A 16,474-nucleotide genomic window follows, 5' to 3' on the forward strand; every position below is an offset into this window, starting at 1 on the left:
ACTGTGCCCTTTGCAATGAGCACCGATACGCACCACCCCGGCGGCGGTGCGTATCGGTGCTCATTGCAAAAGCGCCGGGCCACAGTCCCCGGCCTGCGGCGATGCGGCGGTCAGATGGCGTCGAGCGCTCCGGACAGGTCGGCCCAGAGGTCGTCGACGTCCTCGATGCCGACGGAGAGCCGGATCAGCGACTCGTCGACCGCCGGGCTCTCGGTCGGCCAGCGCCGGCGGCGCTCCAGCGACGACTCGACGCCGCCGAGGCTGGTGGAGTGCACCCACAGCCGTACCGCCGCGACAACGGCGTCGGCGCCGGCCGCGCCGCCGGCCACCTCGATCGAGCACATCGACCCGGTGCCGGGGTAGCGCACCACGTTCACCGCTGGGTGCGCACGCAGCCGCGACGCCAGTTCCGTCGCGTTGGCCTGGGCCCGCTCCAGCCGCACCGACAGCGTCCGCAGCCCGCGCACGGCGAGGTACGCCTCCATCGGGCCCGGGATCGCGCCGTGCAGCCGGCGGTGCGCGTCGAGGCGGTCGTACAGCGCGTCGTCGGCCGTGACGACCGCGCCGAGCACGACGTCGGAGTGGCCGGCCAGCAGCTTGGTGACGCTGTGCACGACGATGTCGGCGCCCAGCTCCAGCGGCCGCTGCAGCAGCGGCGTCGCGAACGTGTTGTCGACGACGGTGAGCGCGCCGGCCGCGCGCGCCGCCGTGGCCGCCGCGGCGATGTCGGCGACGTCGAGGTTCGGGTTGGTCGGCGACTCCAGCCACACCATCGCCGCGCCCTTCGCCGCCGCGGCGATGCCGTCGGCGTCGGTGACCGCCACCTGCCGCAGCGTCAGCCGTCCCTGCGTGGCCCGTTCGCGCAGGAGGTCCAGCACACCGAGGTACGCGCAGTCGGGCGCGACGACCACGGCGCCCTCCGGCAGCAGCGACATGACGGCGTCGGAGGCGGCCAGGCCGGACGCGTACGTCAGCGCACGGCCGCCCTCGAGGTCGCCGAGGGCCGACTCCAGCGCCGTCCACGCCGGGTTGCCGTAGCGGCCGTAGCCGACGTCGCCGCCGGCGTGGTACGTCGAGGCGAACGTGACCGGCTCGTTCAGCGCCGCGTCGGCCGCGCGGGCGGGACGGCCGGTGGTGACGACGCGCGTGGCGGGGGAGTGCGACATGCCGTCAGTATCGGTCACCCCGCCGTGGGCCCGAGCGTCAGCGTCACGGTCGCGGTGCGCTCCTCGCCCGGCGCGACGGCGACCTGCGTGCCCGTCGTCGACCGCACGCCCGACACCCCGGTGTCGGGCCAGCTGGTCGCGGGCTCCAGCGCCAGCACGTACGCGCCCGAGTACCACGGGAAGCCGGCCCGCCCACCCGCTTCCAGCCAATACCACGCGTGCGGCATCAGCGCGGTGTCCCAGGTGAGGTCGGCGCGCAGCCCCAGCTCGTCGTTGACGATGCCGGCCCGGCCCTGCGTGAAGCCGTCCAGGAACGCCAGCCGGCTGACCTCGGACCCCGGCGCCGGGACGCGGTCGAACCCGTCACCGGGCCACGGGGCGGGCGTGGTGGGGTCCAGCCAGACCGTTTGCGCGGCCGTCTCGACGCGCGTCGACGGACCGACCAGCGGCGCGCCGAACGCCGGGTGGTGGCTCCACATCACCTCGACCGGCTCGGCGCCGTCGTTGCGCACCGTCTCCGTCACCGTGACCGCGGGGCCGTCGACCTCGATGCGCTTGACGATGGAGAACGGGCTGCGGACGAGGTCGGTGCGCAGCTCGACGGCGGCCGGGCCGGTCGCCGTCCAGTCGTAGGAGGCCAGCCAGGCCTCGCCGTGCATGCCCCACTCGACGCCGTGCTCCTGGCTCGGCGCGCCCGCGTTCGGGAACACCGTCTGCCAGCCGCCCGGGTAGGCCTGCATGAGCAGCGCCTCGCTGCTGCCGGCGGTGACGTGCTCGCCGCGCGGCCGCAGCCCCCACCGCGTCCGCCACATGACGTCGACGTCGAGCGGGCGCCAGCGCACCGACGTCACGTCGCCGCCCTTGCCCGGCACGACATCGACGCCGAGCTCGTTCGAGGTGAGGTGGACGATCTCCCAGCCGCGGTACGTGGACACGCTCGGTTCGCTCACGCCGTTCACCCTAGGGCTCCGGGTGCCGGGCGTCGTAGCGGAGGAACCGGCGTTGCGTCACCGCCAGTGCGCTGACGATCACGATGCAGGCGAGCCCGCCCAGCACCGCCGCCCACGCCTCGCTGCTGAGCTCGGCCAGCGAGCCGAGCACGAGGTCGCCCAGGCGCGGCCCGCCCGCCACCACCACGATGAACACGCCCTGCAGCCGCCCGCGCAGCTCGTCCGGGGTGGCCGCCTGCAGGATCGTCATCCGGAACACGGCGCTGACGGTGTCGGCGGCGCCGGCCAGCACCATGCAGAACGCCGCCGGCCACAGCGCCCAGTGCACGACGCCGTCCTCCGGCCCGCTGACGACGAGCAGCACCAGGCCGAACGCGATGACCGCCAGCGCCCACGCGATGATCGCCACCACCACGGCGAGGCCCTGCCGGCGCACGTGCCCCAGCGGTCCGGAGAACAGCCCCGCCAGGAACGCGCCGACCGCCATGCCGGCCACCAGGATGCCCACCGTCGTCGGCCCGCCGCCCAGCACCGCCGCCGCGACCGCCGGGAACAGCACCCGCGGCATCGCCAGCACCATCGCGCACAGGTCCACCAGGAAGGTCATGCGCACGTTCGGCCGGGTTCGCAGGTACGACAGCCCCTCCAGCACCGACCGCAGCCCGGCCCGGCGCACCGTCCCCTGCGGTGGCATCGGCGGCAGCGCCAGCAGCGTCGTCAGGGCGAACGTCAGCAGCACCGCCTCGATGCTGTACGTCCAGCCGTAGCCGACCGAGTCGATCAGCACGCCCGCCAGCAGCGGGCCGATGGTCAGGCCGAAGCTCATCGACATGCTGCCCAGCGCGTTCGCCGCCGGCAGCAGCGGGCCGGGCAGCAGCCGCGGGATGATCGCCGTCCGCGCGGGCGAGTTCACCGCGAAGAACCCGTTCTGCACCGCCACGAGCGCGTACAGCAGCCACACGTTGCCGAGGTCCAGCCACGCCTGCACCGCGAACCCGGTCGCCACCGCCAGCAGGCCGGACGAGCTCACGACCACCACCCGCCGCCGGTCATACGCGTCGACGATGGCCCCGCCGTACAGGCCGAGCGCCACCAGCGGCGCCAGCGCGAACAGCCCGACCAGCCCCACCCGGAACGTCGACCCGGTCAGGTCATACACCTGCAACCCGACGGCGACGGTGGTCAGGTGGGTGCCGATACCGGACAGCGAGATGCCGATCCAGAGCCGGCGATACGGAACGCTGACCTTGAGCGGCGTAAGGTCCAACAGCAGCCGGCGCACCTGGACATCCTTCCAGCGCGTCGGTGTGGTCGTCGCACCAGGCTGCCAAGCAGCCCTGCGAACGGTAGGACGGTGCGTCTGCGAACGGTAGCGTAGAACTCCTGCTGACGGTAGCTTGTCAAGGTGACTCAGTACCTGCCACGCATCGTCGATGCCCAGCTGGACGAGTTCCTTCAAGGGCTGCCGGCCGTCGCCGTCGAAGGCCCGAAGGCCGTGGGTAAGACGGCGACCGCGCAGCGACGAGCCGTCGACGTAGTGGCCCTGGACGATCCGGAGTTGCGCCGGTTGGTCGCCGCCGATCCGACTCGCATCGATCGGGCTGGCGGCACGCTGCTGGTTGACGAATGGCAGCGATATCCACCGGTCTGGGACCTCGTCCGCCGATCGGTCGACCACGATGGGCGGCCGGGCCGCTTCCTGCTCACCGGGAGTGCGGCGCCGGCAGAGGCTCCGGTGCACTCCGGCGCCGGCCGCATCGTGCAGGTCAGGATGCGGCCGATGAGCCTCGCAGAACGTGGGCCGGACCGTCCGACGGTGAGTCTGGCTGCATTGCTGGCGGGCACATCCGGCGTGATCGCGGGCGATGCGACGCTCGATCTGCCGGCCTACGTCGAGGAGATTCTCAGGTCAGGGTTCCCCGGAATCAGGCAGTTGCCGCCGCGGCTGCGGAGGGCGCAACTCGACGGCTACCTGGCGCGCGTCGTCGAGCGTGACTTCGCCGAGCAGGGGCATCGCGTGCGCCGTCCGGCGACGCTTCGCGCCTGGCTCGCAGCCTACGCGGCGGCCACCGCCAGCAGTGCCTCCTACAACTCCGTGCTCGACGCCGCTACCGCCGGCGAGTCGGACAAGCCTGCCAAGACCACCACGATCGTGTACCGAGACGTGCTCGAGCAGCTGTGGCTGCTGGATCCGCTGCCGGCCTGGTTGCCGGTCGACAACCCAGCGACCCGGCTGGCGCAGGCGCCGAAGCATCATCTCGCCGATCCGGCGCTGGCGGCACGGCTGCTCGACCTCGACGAATCGGCCCTGCTGTCCGCGAAGCCCGTCGGCTCGGCCGGCCTGCGTCGGGCGATGATCGGGCCGCTGTTCGAATCGCTGGTGGCGCTCAGCCTGCGGGTGTATGCCCAGGCCGCCGAGGCGCGCGTACACCATCTGCGGACCCGTAATGGCGACCACGAGGTCGACTTCGTCATCGTCGGGCCGGACGGCCGGATCCTGGTGCTGGAGGCCAAGGTCGCGCGCACGGTCGACGACCGAGATGTCGTCCACCTGCACTGGCTCCGGTCGGCGTTGGGGGCCACCGTCGCCGACGCAGCAGTCGTCACGACGGGCGGTCACGCCTACCGGCGGCCCGATGGCATCGCGGTGGTGCCGGCGTCATTGCTGGGGCCTTGACCGCTCGGCGTCACCCAGCGTGACCGCAGGGGGCTGCGTCACGATTCTGTAACGCCGAGTGGCCCCGAACCCCGCACGAGGCGGGGCCGGGGCCACTCGGGTTCAGCTGGTACTAGCTACCTGATGATCAGGCGGTGGTGTTGCGGCGGGCCCGGACGGCCACCGCAGCGCCGCCGGCCAGCAGCAGCGCGATGCCGCCGACGACCATCCAGGTGGTGCCGGACGAACCGGTGTCGGGGAGGTCCTCGTCACCGTCGTCGCCGTTGCCGCTGTCGTCACCGCCGCCACCGTTGAACACGGTGAAGGAGGCCACGGCCTCGGACGTCGACAGCTCGGGGTCGCCGCCCTCGAGGCTCGCCTGAGCGGTGATGGTGTAGTCACCCTCCGGCAGGTCCTCGGCCGGGTCGAACGTCCAGTTGCCGGCGTCGTCGATCTCGAACTCGCCGGCCCACTCCTCGACGTCGTCCTGGCCCTCGGCGCGCAGGCCCAGGCGCGGCTGCGCGTCGTCGCCAGCGGCGTCGGCGGCAGCCTGCTCGAGCAGCAGGCCGATGTCGGCACCGGCGAACGAGGTGCCCTCGAAGTTCACGTCACCGGCGACGGTCGAGCCGTCCTCCGGAGCCGTGACGGTGACGGCAGCGGCCTCGATGCCGAGGTCGGCGACCGTGACCTTCTGGGTGTCGTCCTCGAAGGTCTGCGTGACGACGGCGTCGAACCGCACGCCGACCGGCAGGTCGCTCTCCGGGGCGAGCGCCCAGGAGCCGTCCTCGCCGACCTCGACCGAACCGAACTCGGCGTCGCCGACCGTCAGGGCGACGGTGGCGCCGGGCTGGCCGGTGCCGGAGAACTCCGGACGGGCGTTGCCGGTGGTCTGGCCCTCGGACGGGGAGTCGACCGCGAGGTCCTCGACCTGCTTCTCGACGACCTCGAAGCTGCCCGTCGCCTCGCCACCGGTGGTGACGTCCGACGCGCCGTTCGCGGTGTGCGAAGCGGTGGCGGTGTAGTTGTACGAGCCGGGCTCCAGGGTCTCGTCGACCTTGGCGCTCCAGGCGCCGTCGGCGCCGACAGTGCCCTCGACGGTCGGGCCGCCCTCGATCGCCACGGAGACCGTGGCGCCCTCAGCGGCGTCGACCGTGCCCGAGATGGTCGGGGTCTGGCCCGTGGTGGCGCCGTCCTCCGGCGAGGTGACGGCCGGCGTGCCGACGTGGATCGACAGGCTGTAGTCGTCGCCGAACAGGGTCTCGGCGTTGGCCGAGCCGCTGGTGACGGCGAAGCCGCCGCCGATGTCGCCGTCGGAGAGCCCGCCCTCCTGGTACTCGGTGGCCGGGTTCCAGTTGCTGGAGTCGCACGTGGCCGTGGTCTGCGCGGTGGAGAAGGAGTCGACGCCCAGGGCGTAGTTGCCCGAGACGATCGCGCCACCGCTGTCACCCGACAGCATGCAGGCGGTGAAGATGAACGCCGTGACGGTCTCTTCGGTGCTCAGCTGGACGGTGTCCTCGGCGAACAGCACCTCGCCGCAGGTCCAGCCCGACGTGGCGCCGGACTTGCAGGCCGGCTGGCCCACGATGGCATCCGTGGAGTCGTAGACGTTCACGGACGCACCGTCGTCGGGAGCGCCCGTGCCGCCGCCCCAGGTCGCGACCTGCGGGACCGGGGTCCAGTTCGGCTCGGTGATGTTCAGCAGACCACCGTCGTTGCCGTCCTCGCCGGCGCCGAAGTGCATCGGGCCGTTCTCACCCAGCGGGTGGTCGAGGAACTCGCCGCTGGCCCACGAGTCGCTGTCGAACAGCGGCTCGTCGAGCGGCAGGTGGAACATCGGGTGGCCCTCGTCGAACTCGTAGCCGCAGTGGCCCGCGGTGAAGTTGACGGGGTTGCCGCCCGAGGTGCCGTTGAGGCCGGCCGAGCAGCGGTACAGCGAGCTCGGCGCCTCGGGGTCGTCGACGGTGGCGTAGCCGTAGCCGCCCTTGAAGTCGTCCTGCGGGTGGAGCTCCTGCTCCTCGAGCCCGTCGGACTTCTCCGGCGCACCGATCTTGACGGTGGCGCCGACCGCCTCGGCGGCGGCGACGTCGGCCTCGGCCTCGACGTAGATGGTGACGTCCTGGCCGCTGATGGCAGAAGCGTTGATGCTCACGCCGGCGGCCTCGAGCTCCGCAACGACGTCAGCGGCGACCTTGGCGGCCGCCGCGTTGGCGAGGTACTCCTCGGCGGAGATGCCGAGGTCACGCTGGATGGCCTCAACGAGGCCGGTCGGGAGCTCATCGGCCTGGGGGGCGAACGCCTCCGCGGCGAACGTCTGCAGAGTCCCGGTGACGGTCTCTTCCTCGGCCGAAGCGGCCGTGGTGGAGACGACGACGCCCGTGCTCACAAGAGCGCAGACGCCCAGCACACCGGAGACCCGTGCGACGCCACGACGGCGCAGCAGGGCTGTGCTCACAGTTACTCCAAAATGAAATGTCATTGACATGGAATGGACCGGTGCTCCGCCGGCGGGGTGGAACTGCCGACGGCACCCCGGAGCCTGTGTCACCCTACAGCACCGTTCCGACGCATATTCAAGTACTCGGCACCTATCAGGGCGAATGTCCGACATCACTCTGTGTGACGAGAAATTTGAATGCTCAAGTGGTGAATGGCGCAAATCCGGAACAACCGCTGCGTTGACAGCTGGTGTCACCAAGAGATGCGCAGGTCGGCTCGCGTGTCGCAGGTGTGCAGGCGGGTGGCCGGGGCTGGGTGGCGTGCGCGGCGGTCGCGGACATTCCGGTCTCGGCGGTCAGTGCTCGCCCGGGTGGGGTGCTGGGTCGGTATGGCGCGGGTATGGCGACGGTCCGGGGCGGGTGGTGCCGATGTGGTTTGTGGGGCTGATGTGACGGCGGCTCGGAGGGCGTCGCGCGGCAGCGGGGGCCTCGGTGAGCGGCGGCCTCGGTCAGCGGTGCCGCGAGTGTGTCGGTGCCTGCGCGTAGGTTGGACCCACCCGGTCCGGGGCGGGGCGTGCCCACGGCGGCGCGGAACTCACGCCGGCCCGTGCGGGCGGCGCTGGACGCGGGCATGCGCGCGCTCGGTGGCGGCGAGCCGCCCGACCGGCCAGCATGGTGCCTCGGTCAGCGGCGCCGCGAGTGTGTCGGTGCCCCCGCGTAGGTTGGACCCACCCGGTCCGGGGCGGGGCGTGCCCACGGCGACGTGGACCCCGGCGATCGGGGTGTATCCGGGTCGGGAAGCGCCGCACAAGCGGCGGGCGTTCAGCCGGCCGTTCGGCGACGCCGCCAGGCGAGGGCGCCGGCGACGACAGCGCCGGCGAGGACGATGCCAGCCGCGGCGGCGAGCACGCCTCCGGGCAGGCCGTCGTCGTCCGCGGGGGTGGGGGAGGTGGCACCGTCGAGGCCGCCCGCCGACCGGGTGGTCGCCGTCACGTCGACGGTGACGGGGGCGGACGGCTCGGAGGTGAGGTCGTCGACGGACTGGGTGGCGACGACGACGTGGCGCCCGGCGGGCAGCGGAGCGTCGAGCTGGACCGTCCACGCGCCGTCGTCGCCGGCCTCGGTGGTCAGCTCCGGCGCGTCGGCCACGTCGGCAGCGGCCTCGGCCACGCGCACGGAGACGGCGGCGCCAGGCGCCGCAGCGCCGCTGAGCGTGCCGGCGTCGGTGACGGACACCCGGCCGCGCGGCGTCCTCACCACCGGAGCGCCCGGCGCGACGCCGACACCAGCGACGGTGACCGAGGCGGCGGCGGAGGCGGTCCCGGCGCCCGGCTGCACCGCGGCCGCGTCGTCCGTCTCCTCCTGAGTCAGCACGGCGTCGAACCGGCCGGCCGGGCGGGCGGAGTCGGCCCGCAGCGACCACGCGCCGTCGGCGCCGACGGTGGTGCGCGCCAACTCCTCGCCGCCGACGGTGAGCGCCACGACGGCGCCGGGCTGGCCGGTGCCCTCGAAGGCGAGCCGCCCGTCCGGGCTGACGTGGCCGGGTGCGGGCCAGCTCACCCCGAGCCCGGCCCGCTCCGCGACCTCGAACTCGCCGGTCGTCTCCGCGGACGTGACGGGGTCGTCGCCGGTCGCGGGCCGCAGCGTGGTGCGCGCGGTGAACGAGTACGTGCCCGGCTCCAGCGCGGCGCCCACCGGCGCGGTCCACCGGCCGGTCACGCCGACCTCGGCCTCCAGCTCCGGACCGTCCTCGATCTCGACGGTGACGACGGCGCCCGCGGCGGCGTCGGCGGTGCCAGTGAACGTGGGCGTCGGCCCGGCGGGGGCGTCGTCGGCGGGCGCGGCGACCTGGGGCGCGCCGACCCGGACGGCGAGGTCCCAGTCGGCGCCGTAGAGCGCCTCGACGTCGGTGAGGGCGTAGCCGACGCTGAGGTCGTCGCCGCCCGCGGCGGGGTCGCCGTCGGCGCAGGTCGGCCCGGTCCAGGTGGAGCCGGAGCTCAGACCGAGCGCGTACGTCCCGACGGTGACCGCGCCGCCGCTGTCGCCGGGCAGCACGCACGCGTCGAACAGGAAGCCGGTGACGTCCTGGCCGCTCACCGGCACGGTGGTGCGCGCGTCGAGGATGCGCCCGCAGTTCCAGCCGGACGTGCCGCCGGCCGCGCACACGGGCGCGCCGGCCAAGGCCCCGACGGAGTCGTGGACGGCGAGGCCGGAGTCGTCGTCCGGCCCCCAGCCGGCCACCTCGGGCCGGACGTCGCCGTCGACGGCGATGAGGGCGGCGTCCTGGCCGTCGCCGAAGGCGACGCTGTCCTGGACGTACTCGCCGAGCGGGTCGCCGATCAGGTCGTGCCACTCGCGCGGTTCGACGGTGGACAGCGGCGCTTCCGGTGTCACCGCGTCGACGCCGGACGTGAACGGGCCGTCGCTGCCGGCGCCGCAGTGGCCGGCGGTCAGCAGTCGTGACGAGCCATCGGCGCCGGTGCCGGTGAACGCGGCGGAGCAGTGGTAGTCGGCCAGCGGGGCGCGGACGGCGACGCCGGTGCCGCCGACGTGCTCGTCCGACTGCGCGGTCAGCCGCACCTGGCGGACCGGCTCGCCGCGGACGCCCGCGCCGACGGCGACGACGCGTTCGGCCGCGCGGTCGATGTAGGCGAGCTTGTTCTGGGCGTGGGCCGCGGCGAGCGCGTCGGCCAGGACATCGCCGACCTGCACCTCCGCGCCGGCGTTGCGGGCGGCGATCGTGGCGCCGCGGCCGGTGACGGCGACGTGCAGCGTCTGGCCGTCGAGCCAGGCCGAGCGGACGGTGTCGCCGAGCGAGTCGACGACGCGGCCGGCCTGCCGTGCGGCCGCCGCCGTCGCCAGGTACTCCTCGGGCGACTGGCCGAGGTCGCGCCGGATCGCCTCGGTCAGCCCGGCCGGCAGCCCGGCGGCCTGGTCGGCGAAGTCGGCGGCGTCGTAGACGCGCATGCGGACCTCGGGCGCGGCCCGCGTGGTGTCGACCTCGAGGGCCGCGGCTGGACCGGCCGTGGCCAGCACACCGCCGGCGACGACGAAGGCGGCGGCGACGCCGAGCAACCGGCGGCCGAGCGACGTTGCGTCCACCGGCGTCCCGCTTCCCCTCTGACCGAAGTCCCCCGAACCGGATGTACCGGTCGAATCGCTGATCAGCGGCCCGGACCGGCCGCTCCGCCGACCGAGGCTACCCAATGGCGCGGCCGGCCCTACCGTTGATGTGTCAAGAATCACCCGTACGGTCGATCCGCCATCGTCCGGCAGTTACATCACGCGCTAATATAAGTCCGTTATGGATTCCATCGAGCTCGCGTCCGCCCTGGAGCGGCTGGTCCGGCTGTTCCGCCTGCTCACCACCGCGGGCGACCTGTCGCTGACGGCCGCCGCCACCCTCGCGACGCTGGAGCGCACCGGCCCGCGACGGCTCACCGAGCTGGCCGTCCAGGAGGGCGTCACCCAGCCGGCGATGACCCAGCTGGTCGCCCGCCTGCACGACGCCGGGCTGGTCGCACGCAGCGCCGACCCCGCCGACGGCCGGGTCGTCCGGGTCGGCCTCACCGATGTCGGACGTGCGGCGCTCGCGGCCCGCCGCGAGGCCCGCGCCGACCGGCTGGCCGCTCTGCTGGCCACCCTCGACCCGGCCACCCGCGCCGCCCTCGAGGCCGCCGTCCCCGCCATCGACGCCCTGACGGCGCGCGTCCCCACCCCCGTCCCCGACCGCACCGGAGCCACCGCATGACCGGCACCGCGCCCACGACCAGCCCGTTCCGCCAGCCCAAGGCCGTCTACGCCGTCGCGTTCGCCTGCGTCGTGTCGTTCATGGGCATCGGCCTGGTCGACCCGATCCTGCCGGCCATCTCCAGCGACCTGGACGCCACGCCGAGCCAGGTGACGCTGCTGTTCACCAGCTACCTCGTGGTCACGGCGGTGGCGATGCTGGTGACGAACTGGGTGTCCAGCCGCATCGGCGCGAAGCGGACGCTGATCGCCGGGCTCGCGCTCATCGTGGTGTTCGCGGCGCTGGCCGGGGCGTCGGACAGCATCGGCGGCATCGTCGGGTTCCGGGCCGGCTGGGGCGTCGGCAACGCGCTGTTCATCGCGACGTCGCTGGCGGTCATCGTCGCGTCGGCCAGCGGCGGGTTCGTCGGCGCGATCGTGCTGTACGAGTCGGCGCTCGGCCTGGGCATCGCCGTCGGCCCGCTGCTGGGCGGCGTGCTCGGCGAGATCAGCTGGCGCGGCCCGTTCTTCGGCGTCGCCGCGCTGATGAGCATCGCGCTGATCGCCACCGCCGTCCTCGTCGAGCCGCAGCCGCTGCCGGCCCGGAGGACCGGCCTGCTCGAACCGCTGCGGGCGCTGCGGCACCGAGGTCTGCTGGTGATGTCGCTGACGGCGCTCTGTTACAACTGGGCGTTCTTCACCGTGCTGGGCTACGCGCCGTTCCCGATGGGGCTGGGCGCCATCGAACTGGGCCTGGTGTTCACCGGCTGGGGCCTGCTGGTGGCGATCTTCTCGGTGGCCGGCGCGCCGTGGCTGCAGCGGCGGCTCGGCATCGCCCGCACCCTGTACACGAACCTCGCCTGCTTCGCCGTCGTCGTGCTGGTCATCGCGATCTGGACGGACCACGTGCCGGTGCTGGTGACGGCGGTCGTCGTGGCCGGCGTGTTCATCGGCATCAACAACACGGTGACGACGCAGGCGGTGATGACGGTGTCACCGGTGGAGCGGCCGGTGGCGTCGGCGGCGTACGGCTTCGTCCGGTTCATCGGCGGCGGGCTGGCGCCGTTCGCCGCGGGCAAGCTGGTCGAGGCGACGAACGTGCACGTGCCGTTCTACCTGGCCGCCGGTGTGCTGGTGCTGGGCATCGCGATCCTGACGACGGCGCGCGACGCGCTCGCGGCCGCGGAGCGGGTCCAGGCCGGCGAGACGGCTCCGGCGGCGGCGCCGCGGCTGGAGACCGTCGGCCCCGAGGTGCCCGAGCCCGGCGGCGTCATCGTCGCGGCCGTGGCCGGGACGGACGGCGCCGAGGTCGCCCGCGTGGCCGCCCGGCTGGCCACCCTGAACGGGCGCACCGTCGACGTGCTGCACGCGCAGGAGTCGGTGGTGGCCGGCGACAGCGTCGCCGAGACCGAGGACGACGCGGCCGCGCGGGCCGCCGTCCGGCAGCGGCTGGACGAGGTCGCCGCGCTCGGCGTCCCGGCGGTCGGGCACGTGCTGCGCGGCGTCGACGGCCACGGTTCGGTCGGACGGCTGATCGCCGAGCACGCCGGCCAAGTGGGCGCGCGGGCCATCGTCATCGGCACGCCCAGCCACGGCGGGCTGGCCGCGCTGATGGAGGCCAGCGCCAGTCAGGAGCTGTGGCGGCACGCCCGCTGCACCATCGTGATCGTCAACGACGACTCACGGGTGTGACGGCGCCGGCTCCTGGCCCTCGATCTCGAAGGTGAGCTCGTCGGCGTAGCAGTACCACCAGTCCTCGCCCGGCTCGAACGACCGGATGATCGGGTGGTCGGGGTGTTCGTTCGCGTGCGCCGTGGCGTGCTTGCCCGGCGAGCTGTTGCAGCAGCCCACGTGCCCACAGGCCATGCACATGCGCAGGTGCACCCAGCGGCCGCCGACGCGCAGGCACTCTTCGCAGCCGGTGCCCGACGGCGTCACCTCGGCGACGGTGTCCAGGTGGGTGCAGGTCCTCATGGCGGTCATGCTCTCACGGCGGCGAGCCCGGCCAGGCCGGCGCCGGCCAGCTCGGCCCGGACGACGGAGAGGGCGAACTCGCGGCCGGCGCGGTCGCCGGCCGGGTCGAGCAGTTCGGCCGCGAACTCGGTGAGATCGCCCAGCGCGCGGACCGCCCGGTAGTAGGCCAGTCGGTCCGGGTCGGCGTCGACCGGGCCGTAGCCGGCTTCGAACCAGCCCAGCTCGCGCTCGCCGACCGGCGCGTACCCCGGCAGCCCGCCGACGACGAACATCAGGTCGCGCTCCGGCGGGGCCAGCGTGGCGTCGTCCCAGTCGATCAGCCAGACGTCGGCGTTCGGCGCGTTGTCGGTGCCCGCCCGTAGGGTGGGCCCCACCCGGGCCGGGAGGGGTCGACTTACCACGGCGCGACGCGGCGGGAGCAGCACGTTGCCCAGGTGGCAGTCGGTGTGACAGACCACCGCTCGGGCCGTACGGTCGCGCAGCCGGGCGCCCAGCACGGCCGCCCGCGCCGTCAGCGCGCCGAGCAGCTCCGCGCCGTCGCGCCACGCCTCGGCCAGGCCGTGCACGAGGTCGTCGCCGCCCACGGCCGGCCCGGCGCCCACGGCCGGCCCGCCGCCCCCGACCGGCCCGGCGCCCACGGCCGGCCCGCCGCCCCCGGCCAGCCGCGCGGTCACGTCCGCCGTCGCCGTCAGCACCGCGTCGGGCCGGTGCTCCTCGACCGGCAGCTGCCGCGCGACGGCGTCGTCCGGCGGCACCGTGTGCACCCGCGCGAGCAGCGCGCCGAACGCCGTCCACTGCTCCGGCGTCAGCTCGACGTCGACCGCCCGCGCGTCGCCCACCCACGGCTGCACCGACAGCCGCCGCCCGCCGCGCTCGGACCAGAGCGCGCCGTCCAGCGTCCGGACCGGCGCCGGGACGCCACCGACGCCCAGTTCGGCCAGCCGCGACGGCAGCAGCAGGCCGGCCGCCGACCCGCCGCCGGTCCACTTCACCGCGTAGAACGCGCTGCCCGCCCGCACCCTCCAGACCGCGGCCGCCGCGTCGGCCCCGTGACCGATCGGCGTCACCTCGTCGGCCACGATGCCGAAGTCGGCGTGGAGCCAGTCACGCATCACGCGGCCGTCACCGTGGGCTCGTGCCGCACCGGCATCCGCACCGACGACGCGAGGAAGCACAGCTCGTGCGCCCGCGCGTGCAGCGCGACGGCCTGGTCGACCATCGAGGCGTCGGCGACGGTGACGACCGGGCGCAGCACGATCTCGGTGAACGCGCCGCCGCCGTCCGCCGTCGTCTCCATGGTGCCGCCGGCGGTGTCCTCGTAGCCCGTGACGACCACGCCGGCCGCCGCGCACAGGTGCAGGTACTGCAGCAGGTGGCACTCCGAGAGCGCCGCGACGAACAGCAGTTCCGGGTTCCAGCGGTCCGCCTCGCCGCGGAACGCCGGGTCCGAGCTGGCCGCCAGCACCGGCCGGCCCTCGGCGGCGACGTCGTGCGCGCGGGAGTAGCCGCGGTACGAGGCGGTGCCGTCGCCCAGGTTGCCGGTCCAGCGGACCGTCGTCGTGTACTGGTGCCTCGTCATCGGCGCTCCTCCGTGGGTGGCTACGCTGCGAGCATGACAGGCTCCCGAGTGGTCGCCGTCGGCCACCACCAGCCCGAGCGCGTGCTCACCAACGCCGAGCTGGCCACCATGGTCGACACCAACGACGAGTGGATCCGTTCCCGCGTCGGCATCGAGACCCGCCGCATCGCCGCCGACGACGAGACCGTCGACGCCATGGCCGCGAACGCCGCCGCGAAGGCGCTGGCCAACGCCGGGCTCGCGGCCACCGACATCGACTACCTCGTGGTCGCCACCTGCACCGCCATCGACCGGTCGCCGAACATGGCCGCCCGGGTCGCCGCACGGCTGGGCATGACGACGCCGGCCGCCATCGACGTCAACACCGCCTGCTCCGGGTTCACCCACGCGCTGGCGACCGCCGACCACGCCATCCGCGCGGGCGCGGCGTCGAAGGCGCTGGTGATCGGGTCGGAGAAGCTGACCGACTTCACCGACTGGACCGACCGCTCGACCTGCGTGCTGGTCGGCGACGGCGCGGGCGCGGTCGTGCTGGTGGCCGCGGACGAGCCGGAGGTCGGGCCGGTGACGTGGGGCTCGGTGCCGGAGATGGCGAACGCCGTGCGCATCGAGGGCCGTCCCGGCACCTTCGGGCAGGAGGGCCAGGCGGTGTTCCGCTGGGCCACCACCGAACTGCCGCGCATCGCCCGGCAGGTGTGCGAGCGCAGCGGCATCGCGCCCGAGGACCTCGGCGGCGTCGTGCTGCACCAGGCCAACCTGCGCATCATCGAACCGCTGGCCAAGCGCCTGGGCGCGGTGAACGCGGTCGTCGCCCGCGACGTCGTCGAGTCCGGCAACACGTCGGCGGCGAGCATCCCGATCGCGTTGTCGAAGCTGGTGGAGCGGCGGGAGCTGCCGGTCGGCGCGCCGGTGCTGCTGTTCGGGTTCGGTGGCGGGCTGTCCTACGCCGGGCTGGTCATCCGCTGCCCGTGACGGGGCGGTCCAGCCGGTAGACGTAGTGCAGCGGGTCGTCGACGGGGTTGTCGGGCTCCATCGGCCCTTCGGCGACCCGGCGGAACCCGGCCCGCTCCAGCGCTCGCCACGACCGCTCGTTCGCGGCGACGACGGCGACCAGCAGCGCGGGCACAGCGGGCTGCGTGCGCCAGGTGTCGTCGACGACGGCGCGGATGACCGCGGTGCCGACGCCGCGGCCGACGCGGCCGGGGTCGCCGACGAGGTAGTCGATGGTGGCGGTGCCCTCGGGGACGTCGGTGAGCGCGGCGAATTCGTCGCGGTACTCGGCGAAGTCGGCCAGCCGCGACCGCTGCACCAGCCCGATCGGCTCGCCGTCGTCGAGGGCCAGCAGGTCCTCGCCCGGCTCGGTGCCGTCGGCGGTGCCGCCGAAGTCGCGCTCGAGGTCGTCGGGGCCGGTGTCGTGGTTCCACCACCGGGCGACGTACGGCTGCTCGAGCCAGCGGCCCAGCAGCGGGAGGTCGGCCCGGGTGACCGGCCGGAACGTGAACGTCACGAGCGCAGCCAGGCCGTCGACCAGGCGTCGTCGGCGCACCGGTCGCGCAGCGCGGCGAGCGACCGGAGCATGGTGTCGCGGTCGTCGCCCGGCCCGAGCGCCGCCAGCAGGTCGTCGGTGCCGGCCCGCAGATCGCGTGCGACGGCCCGGGCCAGCCGGCGCCCGGCCGCCGTGACCTCGATGCGGTTCGAGCGCCGGTCGAGATCGTCGACGCGGCGGAACAGCAGCGCCCGCCGTTCGAGGTCGTCGAGGTCGGCGACGATGCGGTTGCGGTCGTAGCCGATAGCGCCGACGATCTCGCGTTGCGTGCGGCCCGGTGGTTCGGCGGCGGCCCGCAGGACGGCGCACTGCCAGGAGGTCATGCCGTGGCGCCGCGCGACGGAGGACTCCAACGCTGCGAGCGCTTTGGCGAGTGGTAGCACCAGGCCGGCGAGGTCTTGGCCGGCCGTGCGCGTAACGGCCATCACCCCAGCGTAGA

The 16,474-nt window shown here is 74.1% G+C and carries 14 protein-coding genes; 4 read left to right on the forward strand and 10 right to left on the reverse strand.

The window, feature by feature from the left end; translation table 11 throughout:
• Nucleotides 1-110 precede the first annotated feature (110 nt).
• Genes BLV02_RS30575 through BLV02_RS30585 form a run of 3 tightly spaced genes read right to left on the reverse strand, consistent with a single transcriptional unit; the run spans nt 111 to nt 3,398 of the window.
• Nucleotides 111-1,166, reverse strand: coding sequence for a trans-sulfuration enzyme family protein (locus BLV02_RS30575; RefSeq protein WP_069112277.1), 1,056 nt, complete (start codon nt 1,164-1,166; stop codon nt 111-113).
• A 14-nt stretch (nt 1,167-1,180) separates the two neighbouring features.
• The gene (locus BLV02_RS30580; RefSeq protein ID WP_171906776.1) at nt 1,181-2,116 is read right to left on the reverse strand and encodes an aldose 1-epimerase; all 936 of its coding nucleotides are present in this window, start codon (nt 2,114-2,116) and stop codon (nt 1,181-1,183) included.
• Between the two features lie 10 nt (nt 2,117-2,126).
• Nucleotides 2,127-3,398, reverse strand: coding sequence for an MFS transporter (locus BLV02_RS30585; RefSeq protein ID WP_069112275.1), 1,272 nt, complete (start codon nt 3,396-3,398; stop codon nt 2,127-2,129).
• A gap of 123 nt (nt 3,399-3,521) precedes the next feature.
• On the opposite strand from BLV02_RS30585, the gene BLV02_RS30590 reads away from it, so the two are divergent.
• On the forward strand, nt 3,522-4,793 hold the full coding sequence (locus BLV02_RS30590; protein ID WP_069112274.1) for an ATP-binding protein: 1,272 nt from the start codon (nt 3,522-3,524) through the stop codon (nt 4,791-4,793).
• Between the two features lie 127 nt (nt 4,794-4,920).
• Here the strand turns inward: BLV02_RS30590 and BLV02_RS30595 are convergent, their stop codons facing one another.
• The gene (locus tag BLV02_RS30595) at nt 4,921-7,224 is read right to left on the reverse strand and encodes an Ig-like domain-containing protein (RefSeq protein WP_141711643.1); all 2,304 of its coding nucleotides are present in this window, start codon (nt 7,222-7,224) and stop codon (nt 4,921-4,923) included.
• An 805-nt stretch (nt 7,225-8,029) separates the two neighbouring features.
• Entirely contained in the window at nt 8,030-10,309 is a 2,280-nt protein-coding gene (locus BLV02_RS30600; RefSeq protein ID WP_074946821.1) for a S1 family peptidase, read from the reverse strand.
• A gap of 202 nt (nt 10,310-10,511) precedes the next feature.
• Between BLV02_RS30600 and BLV02_RS30605 the strand changes: the two genes are divergently transcribed.
• Nucleotides 10,512-10,958, forward strand: a complete 447-nt coding sequence (locus BLV02_RS30605) for a MarR family winged helix-turn-helix transcriptional regulator (RefSeq protein ID WP_069112271.1) — start codon at nt 10,512-10,514, stop codon at nt 10,956-10,958.
• Complete coding sequence (locus BLV02_RS30610) at nt 10,955-12,628, forward strand: MFS transporter (RefSeq protein ID WP_069112270.1); 1,674 nt, start codon at nt 10,955-10,957, stop codon at nt 12,626-12,628. Before BLV02_RS30605 ends, BLV02_RS30610 begins: the two co-directional genes overlap by 4 nt.
• On the opposite strand, the gene BLV02_RS30615 is transcribed toward BLV02_RS30610, so the two are convergent.
• The 3 genes from BLV02_RS30615 to BLV02_RS30625 are packed head-to-tail and all read right to left on the reverse strand — an operon-like array spanning nt 12,617 to nt 14,489.
• Nucleotides 12,617-12,910 (reverse strand): UBP-type zinc finger domain-containing protein, encoded by a 294-nt coding sequence (locus tag BLV02_RS30615; protein WP_069112343.1) that lies wholly within the window; start codon nt 12,908-12,910, stop codon nt 12,617-12,619. The two genes, BLV02_RS30610 and BLV02_RS30615, sit on opposite strands and share 12 nt — an antisense overlap.
• 5 nt (nt 12,911-12,915) lie before the next feature.
• Complete coding sequence (locus BLV02_RS30620) at nt 12,916-14,022, reverse strand: phosphotransferase family protein (protein WP_069112269.1); 1,107 nt, start codon at nt 14,020-14,022, stop codon at nt 12,916-12,918.
• The gene (locus BLV02_RS30625) at nt 14,022-14,489 is read right to left on the reverse strand and encodes an OsmC family protein (protein WP_069112268.1); all 468 of its coding nucleotides are present in this window, start codon (nt 14,487-14,489) and stop codon (nt 14,022-14,024) included. The genes BLV02_RS30620 and BLV02_RS30625 overlap by 1 nt, the downstream gene beginning before the upstream one ends.
• Nucleotides 14,490-14,522: 33 nt before the next feature.
• Between BLV02_RS30625 and BLV02_RS30630 the strand changes: the two genes are divergently transcribed.
• Nucleotides 14,523-15,461, forward strand: a complete 939-nt coding sequence (locus tag BLV02_RS30630) for a beta-ketoacyl-ACP synthase III (RefSeq protein WP_069112342.1) — start codon at nt 14,523-14,525, stop codon at nt 15,459-15,461.
• Here the strand turns inward: BLV02_RS30630 and BLV02_RS30635 are convergent.
• Nucleotides 15,445-15,996, reverse strand: coding sequence for a GNAT family N-acetyltransferase (locus BLV02_RS30635; protein WP_069112267.1), 552 nt, complete (start codon nt 15,994-15,996; stop codon nt 15,445-15,447). The two genes, BLV02_RS30630 and BLV02_RS30635, sit on opposite strands and share 17 nt — an antisense overlap.
• The gene (locus BLV02_RS30640; protein WP_069112266.1) at nt 15,993-16,460 is read right to left on the reverse strand and encodes a MarR family winged helix-turn-helix transcriptional regulator; all 468 of its coding nucleotides are present in this window, start codon (nt 16,458-16,460) and stop codon (nt 15,993-15,995) included. Before BLV02_RS30640 ends, BLV02_RS30635 begins: the two co-directional genes overlap by 4 nt.
• Between the last annotated feature and the right edge of the window lie 14 nt (nt 16,461-16,474).

This window comes from Jiangella alba (genome assembly GCF_900106035.1).
In the GTDB taxonomy this organism is placed as follows: domain Bacteria; phylum Actinomycetota; class Actinomycetes; order Jiangellales; family Jiangellaceae; genus Jiangella; species Jiangella alba.